Origin of the sequence: Agromyces sp. H17E-10 (genome assembly GCF_022919715.1) — a bacterium.
Lineage (GTDB): Bacteria > Actinomycetota > Actinomycetes > Actinomycetales > Microbacteriaceae > Agromyces.
Map to the genome: position 1 here is coordinate 52928 of NZ_CP095042.1, position 15255 is coordinate 68182.

14 protein-coding genes are annotated in these 15255 nt (G+C 69.6%); 4 read left to right on the top strand and 10 right to left on the bottom strand.

Annotated features, from left to right (window positions below; genetic code table 11):
• Positions 1 to 3 precede the first annotated feature (3 nt).
• Entirely contained in the window at positions 4 to 1416 is a 1413-nt protein-coding gene (locus MUN74_RS00245; RefSeq protein ID WP_244854306.1) for a cytochrome ubiquinol oxidase subunit I, read from the bottom strand.
• A gap of 111 nt (positions 1417 to 1527) precedes the next feature.
• Here MUN74_RS00245 and MUN74_RS00250 point away from each other — a divergent pair, with 111 nt between their 5' ends.
• Genes MUN74_RS00250 through MUN74_RS00260 form a run of 3 tightly spaced genes read left to right on the top strand, consistent with a single transcriptional unit; the run spans position 1528 to position 3645 of the window.
• Positions 1528 to 1902 (top strand): BlaI/MecI/CopY family transcriptional regulator, encoded by a 375-nt coding sequence (locus MUN74_RS00250; protein ID WP_244854308.1) that lies wholly within the window; start codon positions 1528 to 1530, stop codon positions 1900 to 1902.
• Between the two features lie 2 nt (positions 1903 to 1904).
• Positions 1905 to 2837, top strand: coding sequence for a M56 family metallopeptidase (locus MUN74_RS00255; protein WP_244854310.1), 933 nt, complete (start codon positions 1905 to 1907; stop codon positions 2835 to 2837).
• Positions 2838 to 2871: 34 nt separating this feature from the next.
• The gene (locus MUN74_RS00260; protein WP_244854311.1) at positions 2872 to 3645 is read left to right on the top strand and encodes a DedA family protein; all 774 of its coding nucleotides are present in this window, start codon (positions 2872 to 2874) and stop codon (positions 3643 to 3645) included.
• Between the two features lie 18 nt (positions 3646 to 3663).
• Here the strand turns inward: MUN74_RS00260 and MUN74_RS00265 are convergent, their stop codons facing one another.
• From MUN74_RS00265 to MUN74_RS00285, 5 genes are all read right to left on the bottom strand, one after another.
• Positions 3664 to 4587 (bottom strand): ABC transporter substrate-binding protein, encoded by a 924-nt coding sequence (locus MUN74_RS00265; protein ID WP_244854313.1) that lies wholly within the window; start codon positions 4585 to 4587, stop codon positions 3664 to 3666.
• On the bottom strand, positions 4584 to 5327 hold the full coding sequence (locus MUN74_RS00270) for an ABC transporter permease (RefSeq protein WP_244854315.1): 744 nt from the start codon (positions 5325 to 5327) through the stop codon (positions 4584 to 4586). Before MUN74_RS00270 ends, MUN74_RS00265 begins: the two co-directional genes overlap by 4 nt.
• Complete coding sequence (locus tag MUN74_RS00275) at positions 5324 to 6016, bottom strand: ABC transporter permease (protein WP_244854317.1); 693 nt, start codon at positions 6014 to 6016, stop codon at positions 5324 to 5326. The genes MUN74_RS00270 and MUN74_RS00275 overlap by 4 nt, the downstream gene beginning before the upstream one ends.
• Complete coding sequence (locus MUN74_RS00280; protein ID WP_244854319.1) at positions 6013 to 6825, bottom strand: ABC transporter ATP-binding protein; 813 nt, start codon at positions 6823 to 6825, stop codon at positions 6013 to 6015. The genes MUN74_RS00275 and MUN74_RS00280 overlap by 4 nt, the downstream gene beginning before the upstream one ends.
• A gap of 95 nt (positions 6826 to 6920) precedes the next feature.
• On the bottom strand, positions 6921 to 7583 hold the full coding sequence (locus MUN74_RS00285) for a TetR/AcrR family transcriptional regulator (protein ID WP_244854321.1): 663 nt from the start codon (positions 7581 to 7583) through the stop codon (positions 6921 to 6923).
• A gap of 100 nt (positions 7584 to 7683) precedes the next feature.
• Between MUN74_RS00285 and MUN74_RS00290 the strand changes: the two genes are divergently transcribed.
• Positions 7684 to 8742: an App1 family protein gene (locus MUN74_RS00290; protein ID WP_244854323.1), complete on the top strand. Its 1059-nt coding sequence runs from the start codon at positions 7684 to 7686 to the stop codon at positions 8740 to 8742.
• Between the two features lie 25 nt (positions 8743 to 8767).
• On the opposite strand, the gene MUN74_RS00295 is transcribed toward MUN74_RS00290, so the two are convergent.
• From MUN74_RS00295 to dnaE, 4 genes are read right to left on the bottom strand one after another with little or no spacing between them, the layout of a single operon-like run.
• Complete coding sequence (locus MUN74_RS00295; RefSeq protein WP_244854325.1) at positions 8768 to 9820, bottom strand: quinone-dependent dihydroorotate dehydrogenase; 1053 nt, start codon at positions 9818 to 9820, stop codon at positions 8768 to 8770.
• A 36-nt stretch (positions 9821 to 9856) separates the two neighbouring features.
• On the bottom strand, positions 9857 to 10330 hold the full coding sequence (nrdR, locus tag MUN74_RS00300; RefSeq protein WP_022893331.1) for a transcriptional regulator NrdR: 474 nt from the start codon (positions 10328 to 10330) through the stop codon (positions 9857 to 9859).
• 32 nt (positions 10331 to 10362) lie between these two features.
• Positions 10363 to 11673, bottom strand: coding sequence for a histidinol dehydrogenase (gene hisD / locus MUN74_RS00305; RefSeq protein ID WP_244854327.1), 1311 nt, complete (start codon positions 11671 to 11673; stop codon positions 10363 to 10365).
• Positions 11674 to 11720: 47 nt separating this feature from the next.
• Entirely contained in the window at positions 11721 to 15194 is a 3474-nt protein-coding gene (dnaE, locus tag MUN74_RS00310; protein ID WP_244856506.1) for a DNA polymerase III subunit alpha, read from the bottom strand.
• Between the last annotated feature and the right edge of the window lie 61 nt (positions 15195 to 15255).

The window sequence follows — 15255 nt, forward strand, 5'->3', positions numbered from 1 at the left end:
CTCCTAGTAGACCGTGGTGGCGGGCTCGACACGGCCCGATTCGGGGTCGGGCTCGCCGATCTCGGGCGGGCCCTTCTTGATGGCGCGGATCACGAGCCGGACCTCGACGACCGCGAGCGCGCCGTAGACGAGGGTGAACGCGACGAGCGAGATGAGCACGTCGAGGCCCGTGACGTTGGGAGAGACCGCCGACTCGGTGGGCAGCAGGCTGAACACGATCCAGGGCTGTCGGCCCATCTCGGTGAAGATCCAGCCGACGATCATCGCGGCGAGCGACAACGGGAAGCTCCAGATCGCGATCGTCCAGATCCACCGCTGCCGGGGCATCCGGCCCTTGCGGGTGAGCCAGAGGCCGGCGACGGCGACGAGCACGTGCAGCATGCCGAGCCCGATCATCCAGCGGAACGCCCAGTAGGTGATCCAGATGATGGGCGCGTAGTCGCCCGGGCCGTAGAGCGCCTGGTAGTCGGCCTGGAGGTCGTTGATGCCCTCGACGCAGCCGTCGAAGCTGTGCGTCGAGAGGAACGACAGCAGGTAGGGCACGCGGATCGAGAACAGCTCGCTCGTGCCGTCGGGGGTGCCGAGGGTGAACAGCGAGAAGGAGGCGTCGGCGCCGCAGACGGTGTCGTACGTGGCTTCGGCCGCCGCCATCTTCATCGGCTGGGTCGCGACCATCGCGAGGCTCAGCTGGTCGCCGAACAGGGTCGTGAGGATGCCGGAACCGACCATGAGCCAGAGGCCGAACTTGAGCGCGGGACGCATCGAGTCGAGGTGCTGGTTGCGGGCGAGGTGCCAGGCGCTCGCGCTGATGATCAGGCCGGCGGCGACCATGAAGCTCGCGGCGATCGTGTGCGGGAACGCCGCGAGGGCGACCGGGTTCGTGAGCAGCGCCCAGATGTCGACGAGCTCGGCTCGCCCCTTCTCGGCGTTCATCTCGAACCCGACCGGGTTCTGCATGAACGCGTTCGCGGCGATGATGAAGTACGCGGAGACGATCGTACCGACGGCGGTGCACCAGATCGTCGCGAGGTGGATGCCCCGTGGCAGCTTGTCCCACCCGAAGATCCAGAGGCCGATGAACGTCGCCTCGAAGAAGAACGCGAGCAGCCCCTCGAGCGCGAGCGGCGCACCGAAGACGTCGCCGACGAACCGCGAGTACTCCGACCAGTTCATGCCGAACTGGAACTCCTGCACGATGCCGGTGACGACGCCCATCGCGAAGTTGATGAGGAAGATCGAGCCGAAGAACCTCGTGACCTGCAGGTACTGGGTCTTGCCCGTTCGGAACCACGCGGTCTGGAAGATCGCGACGGTCGTCGCGAGCCCGATCGTGATCGGCACGAACAGGAAGTGATAGACGGTCGTCAACCCGAACTGCCATCGGGCGAGCAGCAACGGGTCGAGCAGCTCGTTCACGGATGCCCCTTTCGCGGACTCCGAACGTCGCGAGGACGTTCTTCTACACAGCGTAAAACTCTGCTTCTACACAGCGTAGAACAAATGCGGAATCGGCGGTACTCTGGATGTATGGCGAGTCTCGGAGATCTCGAGCGCTCCGTGATGGAGCTGCTCTGGTCGAGCGACGACGCGCGCACGGCGAACGAGCTGCGCGACGCGCTCGCACTGCAGAGCGGCGACGAGGGCCGCATGGTCGCGACCACCACCGTGCTGACCGTGCTCTCCCGGCTCGAGCGCAAGGGCTTCGTGACCCGAACCCGCGAACGTCGTCCGCACCGGTACCAGGCGCTGCTCTCGCGTGAGGAGCACACCGCCGAGCTCATGCACGAGGTGCTCGATCGCGCGAGCGACCGCGACGCCGCGCTCGCGCGGTTCGTGGGCACGGTGAGCGACGGCGAGGCGGCCACCCTCCGCCGACTGCTCGACGAGCTCGTGCGCCGCTGACGATGCTCGTCGTCGCCGCGGTGCTCGGCGTCCTCGCCTTCGCACTGGCGTGGCCGGTGCCGGTCGCACTCTCCCGCGCGGCCTGGCCGGCCCGCTCCCCCGCGGTCGCACTCGTGCTGTGGCAGGCCATCGCCGTCTCCGGCGGGCTCTCGATGATCGGCTGCCTGCTCATCTACGGCGCGGCGCCCGCCGGTTCGCTGATCGGCGCGTGGAACGCGCTCGTGCCGGTGCTCTTCACCGGCCCCATCCCGCCCGAGTTCGATGTGCTCGAGCTCGCGGCGATCGTGCTCGCCGCGGGCCTCGCCCTGCACCTCGCGCTGAACCTCGCCCTCACCGCGGTGCGGGCCGAGCGCGAGCGTCGGCGCCAGCATCAGCTCATCGCGCTGCTCGGCGATCCCATGCCCGGGCAGCCGAGCACGCGCGTGCTCGCGCATCCGACGCCGCTCGCGTATTGCGTACCGGGCATCCGTACCGCGACGGTGCTCACCGACGGGCTCGTCGACGCCCTGAGTCCCGCCGAGCTCGCGGCGGTCATCGCGCACGAGCGGGCGCACCTCGACCAGCTGCACCACCTGGTGCTGCTCGCGTTCCGCGCCTGGCACAGCGCCCTGCCGTGGTTCCCGATCGCGAACCGCTCGGAGCGGTCCGTCATCCTGCTCGCCGAGATGCTCGCCGATGACCGCGCACGGCGGGTGGCCGGCGACGACGCCCTGCGCGGCGCGATGCTCGTCGTCGGCGCCGACGCCGGCCCAGCCGGGCTCGGCGACGACGGCGTGATCGCCGACGCCGACATGCTCGAGGCCAGGCTCGCCCGGCTCGACGGCGGATTCGGCGGCGGGCCCGCGCGCGGGCTCGTGCTCGCGGCCTCCGTCGCGCTGGTCACGATCCCCCTACTGGGGTACGCCCTCGTCCTCACGGATGCGACTCCGGTCTGACGCGCACACAGCTGGCGCTCGATACGCTCGAACGATGAACGAGATCCTCGACTGGATCCTGAACACGGTCCAATCGGTCGACCCGATCGTGAGGACGCTCCTCGCGGGTGTCGGCGTCATGCTCGAGACGAGCGTGCTCATCGGACTCGTCGTACCCGGCGACACGATCGTGCTCGTCGCGGCGACCGGCATCGAAGATCTGACCCAGTACTTCGCGCTCGCGATCGCCGTCATCATCGGCGCACTCATCGGCGAGAGCATCGGCTTCGGTGTGGGCCATTGGTTCGGCCCGCACCTGCAGCACTCGCGCCTCGGCCGGAAGATCGGCGAGGACCATTGGCACCGCGCCCAGCGCTACCTCGATCGTCGTGGCGGCCCCGCGATCTTCATCTCGCGGTTCCTGCCGGTACTGCACTCGCTCATCCCGCTGACCGTCGGCATGAGCACGATGCGCTATCGCAAGTTCATCGCGTGGACGCTCCCAGCCTGCGTCCTCTGGTCGTTCGCCTACGTCACGGTGGGGTGGCTCGCCGCCGGCAGCTATCGCGAGCTCAGTCGTGAGTTGCACTGGGCCGGCTACCTGTTCGTCGGCGTGATCGTCGTGTTCCTGCTCATCGTGTTGCTCGCGAAGAAGCTCATCGTGCGCTCGGAGGCGAAGCACATGGCCGGCGCCGGCGCCGCAGCCGCCGATGGCCCGGCCGCCGACGCGGTCGCCGGCGGGTCCACCGCCGTCGCGTCGAGCGGCAGCGACGACGAGGGGTCGGATGCCGCGGCATCCGACCCCTCGCACCACGACGTCGAGCGTTGAGTCACTCGACGACCGGGTTCAGAACAGCTTCTGCTCGGCGAGCCAGTCGCTCGCGATCTGCTCCGCCGACTCCTGGTCGTCGACGCTCTTCGCATTGAGTGCGACGAGCTCCTCGGCGGTCAGCGCCGCGCTCACGGTGTTGATGACCTCGGCCGCCTTGTCGTCGACCTTCTTGCTCACGACGGGCACGACGTTCGAGGCGAGGAACAGCCCCTTCGGGTCATCGAGCGTGACGAGATCGCTCGTCGCGATCGCCGGGTTCGCACTGAAGATGTTGACGATCTGCACATCGCCGTCCTCCAGGGCCTTGATCGTGAGCGGGCCGCCCGAGTCCTCGATCGGCGTGAACGCCACGTCGACGCCGTAGACCGACTTCAGCCCATCGGGTCCGTAGGGGCGGGTCGCGAGCTCGGAATTGCCGCCGAGCGTGAGCGGCGTCGTCACCTTCGCGAGGTCTTCGAGGCTCGTGACGCCGTTCTGCTCGGAGAACTCCTTGGTGACGTTGTACGAGTCCTGGTCGGTCGCGGACGACTGGTCGAGCACGCGGAGCCCGTCGGGCAGCGACGTCTCGAGCTCGGCGTAGACGTCGTCGGCGGTCGTCGCCTTCGTGTCGGGCACGTAGTACTGGAGCAGGTTGCCGGTGTACTCGGGGAAGACGTCGATCGCCCCGCTCTCGATGTCGGGGATGTAGACCTCGCGCTGCCCGATGCGGAAGTCGCGCTGCACCGTGAAGCCGTTGGCCTCGAGCGCCTGTGCGTAGAGCTCGGCGATGATCTCGTTCGAGTAGTAGTCCTGCGAACCGACGACGAGCGTCTCACCGCTCGCCGCGGTCTCCGAGCCGCTGTCGAGCGGATCACCCGATGCACACCCTGCCAGGGCCACTGTCGCCCCGACCGCGACCGCCGCGAGCGCGACGAGCCGGCCTTTTCCTGCTGTGATCATGATCGATTCCCTTCGTGGACGGGTTGCCCCGTGGTCACTCGCGACCGGGTCGGTCGCGAGCGAGGCTGCGTGGTGCGGGTCGCCCGCACGCCGGCGGGCACGGCGACCCGCTGGACGATCGCGAAGCACCCGTCGATGACGAGCGCGAGGAGGATGACGAGGATCGAGCCGCCGAGCATCTCGGCGTAGTCACGCGTCTTGAGGCCCGCGAAGATGAAGCGCCCGAGCCCGAAGTCGGCGATGTACGCGGCGAGCGTCGCCGTCGCGACGATCTGCAGCATGCCCGATCGGATGCCGCCGACGATGAGCGGCAGCCCGAGCGGGAGCTCGACGCGGCCGACGACCTGCCGCTCCGCCATGCCGACGGCGCGCGCGGCGTCGATCGTGCGACGGTCGACCGACTCGAACCCGGCGTACGTCCCCGCGAGCAAGGGCGGGATCGCGAGCACGACGAGCGCGAGGATCGGGGCGGAGAGGCCGATGCCGAGCCACGTGCCGAAGAGGGTCAGCAAGCCGAGCGTCGGCAGCGCGCGCAGTCCGCCCGACGTCATGATCACGAACTGCTTGCCGCGCCCCGAATGGCCGATGAAGGCGCCGAGCGGCAGGGCGATGAGCGCTGTGATCACGAGCACCACGACGGAGATGAGCAGGTGCTGCCCGAGCCGGACGGGGATGCCGCCCGGGCCCGACCAGTTCGCGGGATCGACGAGCCAGGCGAACGCCTCGACGAACAGGTTCATGCGACCACGTCCGGTTCGTCGACGAGCACCGATTGCCCTCGGCCGCTCCCGGCCCCGCCGCGCCGCGTCCACGGAAGCAGCAGCCGCCCGCCGAGCACCGCGAGCGCGTCGAGCACGAGTGCGACGACGATGGTCATGACGATGCCGGTCACGATCTCGGCCTGGATGCCGCGCTGGAAGCCGTCGGTGAAGAGGCTGCCGAGGCTCTGGACGCCGATCACCGCGCCGACCGTCGCCAGGCTCACCGTGCTGACGATCACGACGCGCAGGCCCGAGAGCAGCACCGGCCCGGCGAGCGGGAGCTCGACGCCCCAGAATCGGCGCCCGGCCGAGTACCCGAGCGCCGTGGCCGACTGCCGGATGTCGGGATCGACCGCGTCGAACGCATCCGCCGCGGTGCGCACGATGACGGCGATGCCGTAGAGCGTGAGCGCGATGATCAGATTGAACGGTGACCGCAGACCGAGCCCGGTGAGCGCGGGAAGCGCGATGAACAGGGCGAGCGACGGAATCGCGTACAGCAACCCGCACAGCGAGAGCAGCACACCGCGCGACCACCGGTAGCGGTGCGCCGCCCAGCCGATCGGAACGGAGATCACGAAGCTCAGTATGATCGCGGGCACCGACAAAGCCAGGTGCACGAGCGTCAGCTCCCAGACCAGGTCGAGGTTCGACCAGAGCCACTTCACGAGGCGAGCACTCCCGCCGCCCGCCCGTCGTCGTCGACGACGACGCGCCGGCCGTCGACCTCGGTCACGTGCAGTCGCCGCTTGCCTCGGTCGGCCCCGACGAAGTCGGCGACGAACTCGTCGGCCGGGCGCGCGAGGATCTCGGCGGGCGACGCCGCCTGCGAGATCCGGCCACCCTGCTGCATGATCACAACCTGGTCGCCGAGCAGGAAGGCCTCGTCGATGTCGTGGGTCACGAACACCACCGTCTTGCCGAGCTCGCCCTGCAGGCGCAACAGTTCCTGCTGGAGCTCCGACCGCACGATCGGGTCGACCGCGCCGAACGGCTCGTCCATGAGCAGGATGTTCGGGTCGACCGCGAGGCCCCGCGCGACGCCCACGCGCTGCTGCTGGCCGCCCGACAGCTGGCTCGGGTACTTGTCGGCGAGCGACCGGTCGAGGCCGACGGTGTCGAGGAGCTCGAGCGCCCTGGCGTGCGCCTCGCGCCTGCGCACGCCGCGCAGGAGCGGCACCGTCGCCACGTTGTCGATGACCTTGCGGTGCGGCAGCAGTCCCGAGTTCTGCATGACGTAGCCGATGCTGCGGCGGAGCGCGACGGGCTCGACGGTCGCCACGTCCGTGCCGTCGATGAGCACCTGCCCGCCGGTGGGATCGACCATGCGGTTGATCATGCGCAGGAGCGTCGTCTTGCCCGACCCCGACGACCCCACGAACACGGTCGTCTTCCGCGGCGGGATGACGATGTCCACCCCCGAGACGGCGAGCGTGCCGTCGGGGAAGCGCTTGGACACGCCGCGGAACTCGATCATGCTGGCTCAATCCCGTCGTCGGCGGTCGCTGCGAGGTGCAGCTCCAAGCCAAACACCGATCGCGCCGCGAGCGCAACGGGTGGCCCCGCGAGTCGTCAGGCGGCTGACGACGCCGCGAGCGCGCTGCCGAGGTGCTCGGCGAGGTAGTCGTGCACGAGCCGCTTCGCCTCCGCGAGGTAGCGCTCGTCGCCGCCGGCCGCGCGCTCGTAGGCGCGGCTGATGAGCGCGTCGCCGATCTCCATCGCGACGCCGAGCCGGAACCGCAGCTCGGCCTGGTCGCCCTCGCTGCCGAACTCGGCCTCGATGAGTCGGGCCATGCGATGCGCGAACTCGGGCTCGACATCGCCCTCGGCGAGTTCGCGCTGCGCGGCGTGCACGACGCTGAACCCGGGCTCCCCCGCGTACATCTTCGCGCTCACGTCGAGCGCGACGTCGACGACGGTCCACCACGAGTCGAGCTCGGTGCCGGCCATCTCGTCGGCGACGCGCTCGCGGTAGCGGTGCACCGACCGCTCGCGCAGCGCGTAGAGCACCGCGACGCGGTCGGGGAAGTAGCGGTAGACGGTTCCGATCGACGCGCCGGCGCGCTCGGCGACCATCTGGGTCGTCAGCCGCTCGAACCCCGATTCGTCGACGATCTCGGCGGCGGCGTCGAGCAGCGCGTCGAGACGCTGGCTGGAACGACGCTGCGTCGGCTCGGTGCGAACCGAGCGCCTCCGGCTCGGATCGGCCCCGAGGATCAGGTCGATGTTCGGCACGGAACCTCCTCAGTTGCTCGGTCCACTCTACCGGGCGTCGAACACCCGGCGTGCACCCGTCGTTTCGCGACGTGTCCCCCGTGCATGACAGACTGAGTGGATGCCGGCGAGCTCCCCCACCCCGCCCGGTTCTCGAGAGCGTCAGGTCCGGCATCGCGCCGCGCGCGTCGAGGACTGGTTCCACGACGTCCGCTCACGCGGCGCACGTCGTCGTGGGCACGTGCCGACCGTCGTGCCGTACACCGGCTACGGATCGACCGAGTGGGTCCGCGTGTTCTGCCGGGTGCTGCTGTCGAAGCCCGTCGCCGCCGACGAGAAGTCCAAGCGCCGGCGCAAGCGCGGCGAGCAGGGCATCCGCGGCTGGCGGAGCTTCACGAGCGTGCCGGTGGGCGACGTCCCGGTACTCATCGAGGTCGGCGGCCAGACGATCGAGGTGCTCGCCGACCGGGGCGGCGTCGTCGACACGACCGTGCCGGTCTCGCTCGCACCCGGTTGGCACCGTGCGACGCTCAGCACCGAGGGGGCCGAGCCCGTCGAGGCCCCGATCCGCATCGTCGGACCCGACGTCGACTTCGGCATCATCAGCGACGTCGACGACACGGTCATGGTGACCGCGCTCCCCCGCCCGCTCGTCGCCGCGTGGAACACGTTCGTGCTCGACGAGCACGCCCGCATCCCCACGCCCGGCATGGCGGTGCTGTTCGAGCGACTCGCCCGGTCGCATCCCGGATCGCCCGTGATCTACCTGTCGACGGGCGCGTGGAACGTCGCACCGACGCTCACCCGGTTCCTCTCGCGCAACCTCTTCCCCGCGGGCCCGCTCCTCCTGACCGACTGGGGGCCCACGCACGACCGCTGGTTCCGCAGCGGCCGCGAGCACAAGGAGGAGAACCTCCGGCGTCTCGCCGAGGAGTTCCCCAACGTGCGCTGGCTGCTCATCGGCGACGACGGCCAGCACGACGAGGACCTCTACGCCCGGTTCGCGGCGGAGCATCCCGAGCGCGTCGCCGCGATCGCGATCCGCCGGCTGTCGACGGGCGAGGCCGTGCTCGCGGGCGGTCGCACGAAGGCCGAGGAGCACGGCACCGACGTGCCGTGGGTCTCAGCGAGCGACGGGTCGACGATCGCCGACGGGCTCGCCGAGGTCGGCGTCGTCTGACGAGCCGTCGACCGCAGCCGGAAGGCTACCGTGCGATCGCGCGATCGCGCGAGCGGCGGAACGACGCGAGCCCGCGGTTGACCTGCCGCGCCCAGAACGGCCCCCGGTAGATGAACGCCGAGTACCCCTGGACGAGGTTCGCGCCCGCATCCAGCCTGTCCTGCACGTCGGCCGCGGTCTCGACGCCGCCGACCGAGATCACGCAGAGCGCGTCGGGCACGTTGCGGCGTACGAGACGCAGCACCTCGAGCGACCGCTCCGCGAGCGGCGCGCCCGACAGGCCGCCCGCACCGATGGCCTCGACCCGGGATGCGTCCGTGCGGAGTCCCTCGCGCGAGATCGTCGTGTTGGTCGCGATGATCCCGTCGAGCTTCAGCCGCACGACGAGCTCGCAGATGCGCTCGATCTCGGCGTCGGCGAGATCAGGGGCGATCTTCACGAGCAGCGGCGTCGTTCCGCACGCCTCGCGCACCGCCTCGAGGAGCGGTGCGAGGGCGTCGAGCTCCTGCAGGCCGCGGAGACCCGGCGTGTTCGGCGAGCTCACGTTGACGACGAGATAGTCGGCGTACGGGGCCAGCAGCTTCGCGCTGCGCACGTAGTCGCCCACCGCGTCTTCGACCGCGGTGACCCGGCTCTTGCCGATGTTGACGCCGAGCACGGGTCGGTGCGTGCGACGCGACAGCCGGGAGAGACGCCCGGCCGCGGCATCCGCCCCGCCGTTGTTGAAGCCCATGCGGTTGACGAGCGCGCGATCCTCGACGAGCCGGAACAGCCGCGGCCGTTCGTTGCCGGGCTGCGCGATCGCGGTGATCGTGCCGACCTCGACGTGGCCGAAGCCCAGGTTTCCGAGGCCGAGCACCGCACGGGCGTCCTTGTCGAAGCCCGCGGCCACACCGAACGGCGACGGGAATCGCAGGCCGAGCGCCTCCACGGCGAGCGACGGGTCGGGCGCGGTGAAGCGTTCGACGAGCCGGCCGAAGCCGAGCGTCGGGAGCGCGCGGATCACCCGGAAGGCCAGGTGGTGCGCGTCCTCGGGGTCGAGCTTCGTCAGGAAGAGGGAGAAGAGGAGTCGATACATGCCGGACTCAGGCTACCGGTCGCGCGGCCCGAGCCGTCACTCGACGGGCCGTGCGGGCAGCCGGCCGTGCTCCTCGCGGAGCTGCTCGATCGCCGACTCGAAGTCGTCGAGCGAGTCGAACGCCTGGTAGACGCTCGCGAAGCGCAGGTAGGCGACCTCGTCGAGCTCGCGCAGCGGCGGCAGGATCGCGAGGCCGATGTCGTTCGCCTCGATCTGCGACGCACCCGTCGAGCGGATGGTCTCCTCGACCTTCTGCGCGAGCACCGCGAGATCGGAGTCGGTCACCGGGCGCCCCTGGCACGCCTTCTTGACGCCGAGCACGACCTTCTCGCGGCTGAACGGCTCGATGACGCCCGACCGCTTGATCACGACGAGGCTCGCCGTCTCGGTGGTCGAGAAGCGACGGCCGCACTCGGGGCACTGCCGACGGCGGCGGATCGACAGTCCGTCGTCGCTCGTGCGGGAGTCGATGACGCGCGAATCGGGATGGCGGCAGAAGGGGCAGTACATGGTGTCCCCAGCCTAGCGGCGCGCGGGCGTCGTCACTCCGCGCGGAACCGTGCAGTCACGGCCTCGCCGTGCGCCGGCAGGTCCTCCTCGTTCGAGAGCGCCGCGATCACCGGGGCGACCTCGCGCAGCGCCTGCTCGTCGTACCGGACGACCTGCTGCGGGCGCAGGAAGGTCGCCGCCGAGAGGCCGGCGGCGAACCGCGCCTGCCCGCCGGTGGGCAGCACGTGGTTCGATCCGGCCGCGTAGTCGCCGAGGCTCACGGGCGAGTACGGACCGACGAAGATCGCACCCGCGTTCTCGACGCGCGCGAGCACCGCGTCGACGTCACGAACCTGGATCTCGAGGTGCTCGGGGCCGAACGCGTTCGCGAACGCGGCGGCCTGCTCGAGGTCGTCGACGTGCACGAGGGCCGATTGGGCGCCGCTCAGGGCCTGGTGGATGCGGTCGCCGTGCTTCGTCGCCGTCGACCGCGTCGCGAGGCGCTCGAGCACGCGCTCGGCGAATTCGGGCGAGTCGGTCACGAGCACGGCGGCGGCGAGCTCGTCGTGCTCGGCCTGGCTGATCAGGTCGGCGGCGACGAAATCGGCGTCGGCCGCGGCGTCGGCGATGACGAGGATGTCGGTCGGCCCCGCCTCCGCGTCGATGCCGGTGACCCCCTGCACGACGCGCTTGGCCGCCGCGACGTACACGTTGCCCGGACCCGTGACGAGTTGCACCGGCTCGAGCCCGAGACCGGGCACGCCGTGCGCGAAGGCCCCGATCGCGCCGGCGCCGCCCATCGCGTACACCTCGGTGATGCCGAGCAGAGCGGCAGCGCCCGCGATGGTCGGGTGCACGCGCCCGCCGTGCTCGGCCTGCGGCGGCGACGCGAGCGCGATCGAGCCGACCCCCGCGACCTGCGCCGGGACGACGTTCATGACGACGCTCGACGGATAGACCGCCTTGCCCCCCGGCACGTACAGGCCGACCCGTCCGACGGGCTGCCAGCGCTGCTCGATGACGGCGCCCGCACCGAGCACCGTACGCTGCGGCGCCGGTACCTGCGCGGCACTCGCGGCGCGCACGCGTTCGATCGTGCGCTCGATCGCGTCGCGGATCTCGGGAGCAAGCCCGTCGCGGGCCGCCGCGAGCTCGGCCGCGGGCACCCGCACAGACGGCGGAGTCACCCGGTCGAAGCGTTCTGCCTGCTCCACGAGGGCGGCCTCGCCGCGCTCGCGCACGTCATCGATCAGCCCCCGCGCAGGCTCGAGCGCGGCCGAGACGTCGGTGGCCGCACGCGGCACGAGGGCGAGCAGCTCGCTCGTGGATGGGCGGGTTCCGCGGAGGTCGATCGTGCGCAGCATGGTGACTTCAGCCTACCGAGCGCCGCGCACGACGCTCCGACCGGACGTCACAGAAGGCAGCCGGGGCCGAGCAGGCTCTTGAGCTCACCGTAGAAGTCGGCCGTCACCTTGACCGGGTACTGGTGGATCTCGAACACCCGCCCGGTGCGCCCCTTGGTCAGCGTCAATCGCACTTCGGTCTCGCCTCGATGGCGCATCAGGATCTCCTTGAGCGCCGCCGTGAGTTCGGGAGTGGCGCGCTGGTCGGGTATCGAGATCTTGACCAGTCCGGCGTCGTCGTCCTGGCCGAGGTCGGGCGTGAAGACGCTGTGCGCGTGGAGGTTCATGCCGTCGTCGCGCATGCTGACCCTGCCTCGCACGACGGCGATGGTGTCGGCCTGCAGTCCGGGAGCGAACTCCTGGTACGCCTTGCCCATGAACATAACGGTGATCTCACCCGAGAAGTCCTCGACCTGGATCATGCCGTACTGGTTGCCCGAGGCCTTCGCGATGCGATGCTGCACGCTCGTCACGAGGCCCGCGACGACGACCGTGTCGCCGTCTTGGGTGGACTCGGAGGTCATCAGGTCGAGGATCGACGACGAGGCGTGCTTCGCGAGGGGCGCCTCGAGTCCGTCGAGCGGGTGCTCGGAGACGTAGAGACCCAGCATCTCCCGCTCGAAGGCGAGCTTCTGCTTCTTCGGCCACTCCGGCCGGTCGGGCACGAGCGAGGGCGCCGCCTCCTTCTCGTGCTCGTCGAACAGGCTGTCGAAGTCGAAGCCGACGTCGCCGTTCTCTTCGGCGCGCTTCTCCTTCACTGCCGACTCGACCGCGCCCTCGTGGATCTCGACGAGCGAGCGCCGCGTGTGGCCGAGCGAGTCGAAGGCGCCCGCCTTCACGAGCGACTCGACCGTGCGCTTGTTCGCGACCGGGATCGGCGACTTCTTCAGGAAGTCGTGGAACGTCTCGAAGCGCCCCTCCTTCTCGCGCGCGCCGCGGATCGCGTCGACGACGTTGAAGCCGACGTTGCGCACCGCACCGAGCCCGAAGCGGATGTCGTCGCCGACGGCCGCGAAGTACCCGATCGACTCGTTGACGTCGGGCGGCAGCACCTTGATGCCCATGCGGCGGCACTCGTTGAGATAGAGCGCGAGCTTGTCGCGCGCGTCGCCGACGCTCGTGAGCAGGGCCGCCATGTACTCGGCTGGGAAGTGCGCCTTGAGGTACGCGGTCCAGTAGCTGAGCACGCCGTACGCGGCCGAGTGGGCTTTGTTGAACGCGTAGTCGGAGAACGGCAGCAGGATCTCCCAGAGCTTGCCGATCGCCTCCTCGGAGTAGCCGTTCGCCTTCATTCCCGCCGAGAAGCCCTCGTACTGCTTGTCGAGCTCCGACTTCTTCTTCTTGCCCATCGCGCGCCGCAGGATGTCGGCCTGGCCGAGCGAGAACCCCGCGACGCGCTGGGCGATGGCCATCACCTGCTCCTGGTAGATGATGAGGCCGTAGCTCGTGTCGAGGATGTCCTTCAGCGACTCGGCGAACTCGGGATGGATCGGGGTGATCTCCTGCAGGCCGTTCTTGCGGAGCGCGTAGTTCGTGTGCGAGTTCGCACCCATGGGGCCCGGGCGGTACAGCGCGATGACGGCGGAGATGTCCTCGAAGTTGTCGGGCTTCATGAGTCGCAGCAGGGCGCGCATCGGGCCGCCGTCGAGCTGGAACACGCCGAGCGTGTCGCCCCGGGAGAGCAGCGCGTAGGCCTCCTCGTCGTCGAGCGCGAGGTCTTCGAGCACCGGACGGAATCCGCGGTTCGCCTCGATGTTGTCGAGTGCGTCGTCGATGATCGTGAGGTTGCGCAGCCCCAGGAAGTCCATCTTGATGAGCCCGAGCGACTCGCACGCCGGGTAGTCGAACTGCGTGACGATCTGACCGTCTTGTTCGCGCTTCATGATCGGGATGATGTCGATGAGCGGGTCGCTCGACATGATCACACCGGCCGCGTGCACACCCCACTGGCGCTTCAGGTTCTCGAGCCCGAGCGCCGTCTCGAAGACGGTCTTCGCCTCGGCGTCGGTCTCGACGATCGCACGGATGTCGCCGGCCTCTTTGTAGCGCGGGTGCTTCGTGTCGAAGATGCCGGTGAGCGGGATGTCCTTGCCCATGACCGCAGGCGGCATCGCCTTCGTGAGCTTCTCGCCCATCGAGAACGGGAATCCGAGCACGCGGCCCGAGTCCTTGAGCGCCTGCTTGGCCTTGATCGTGCCGTAGGTGACGATCTGGGCGACCCGCTCCTCGCCGTACTTCTCGGTCACGTACCTGATGACCTCGCCGCGACGACGCTCGTCGAAGTCGACGTCGAAGTCGGGCATCGAGACGCGGTCGGGGTTGAGGAACCGCTCGAAGATGAGCCCGTGCTGCAGCGGGTCGAGGTCGGTGATCTTCATCGCGTAGGCCGCCATCGAGCCCGCGCCCGAGCCGCGGCCCGGGCCGACCCGGATGCCGTTCGACTTCGACCAGTTGATGAAGTCGGCGACGACGAGGAAGTAGCCCGGGAAGCCCATCTGGCTGATGACGCCGACCTCGTAGTCGGCCTGCTTGCGGACCTCGGCCGGGATGCCGTTCGGGTAGCGGACGTGAAGGCCCTTCTCGACCTCCTTCACGAACCAGCTCTCCTCGTTCTCGCCCTCGGGCACGGGGAAGCGCGGCATGTAGTTGGCGTTCGTGTTGAACTGCACGTTGCAGCGCTCGGCGATCGCGAGCGTGTTGTCGCACGCGTCGGGGTGATCGCGGAAGACCTGCCGCATCTCGGCGGCGGTCTTCAGGTAGAAGTCGTCGGCATCGAACTTGAAGCGGTTGGGGTCGTCGAGCGTCGAGCCCGACTGCACGCACAGGAGCGCCGCGTGGCTCTTCGCGTCGTGTGCGTGGGTGTAGTGGAGGTCGTTGGTGGCGACGAGCGGGAGGTTCAGGTCTTTCGCAAGGCGCAGCAGGTCGGTCATGATGCGCTTCTCGATGCCGAGTCCGTGGTCCATGATCTCGCAGAAGAAGTTCTCGGCGCCGAAGATGTCACGGAAGTCGGCCGCGGCCTTCACGGCCTCGTCGTACTGGCCGAGCCGCAGCCGCGTCTGCACCTCGCCTGACGGACAGCCGGTCGTCGCGATGAGCCCCTTCGAGTACGTCTGCAGCAGCTCGCGGTCCATGCGGGGCTTGAAGTAGTAGCCCTCGATCGACGCCAGGCTCGACAGCCGGAAGAGGTTGTGCATGCCCTCGGTCGTCTCGGACAGGAGCGTCATGTGCGTGTATGCGCCCGACCCCGAGACATCGTCGCCGCCGCCGTTGCCCCACCGGATGCGCGTCTTGTCGCCGCGGTGCGTGCCCGGCGTGAGGTACGCCTCGGTGCCGATGATCGGCTTGATGCCGGCGTCGGTCGCCTGCTTCCAGAAGTCGTACGCGCCGAAGACGTTGCCGTGGTCGGTGACCGCGACGGCCGGCATCTCGTACCCCTGCGCAGCCTTGATGAGTTCACCCACCCGCGCCGCCCCGTCGAGCATCGAGTACTCGGAATGCACGTGCAGATGGACGAATGAATCGGCGGCCACGGGGCTCCTCATC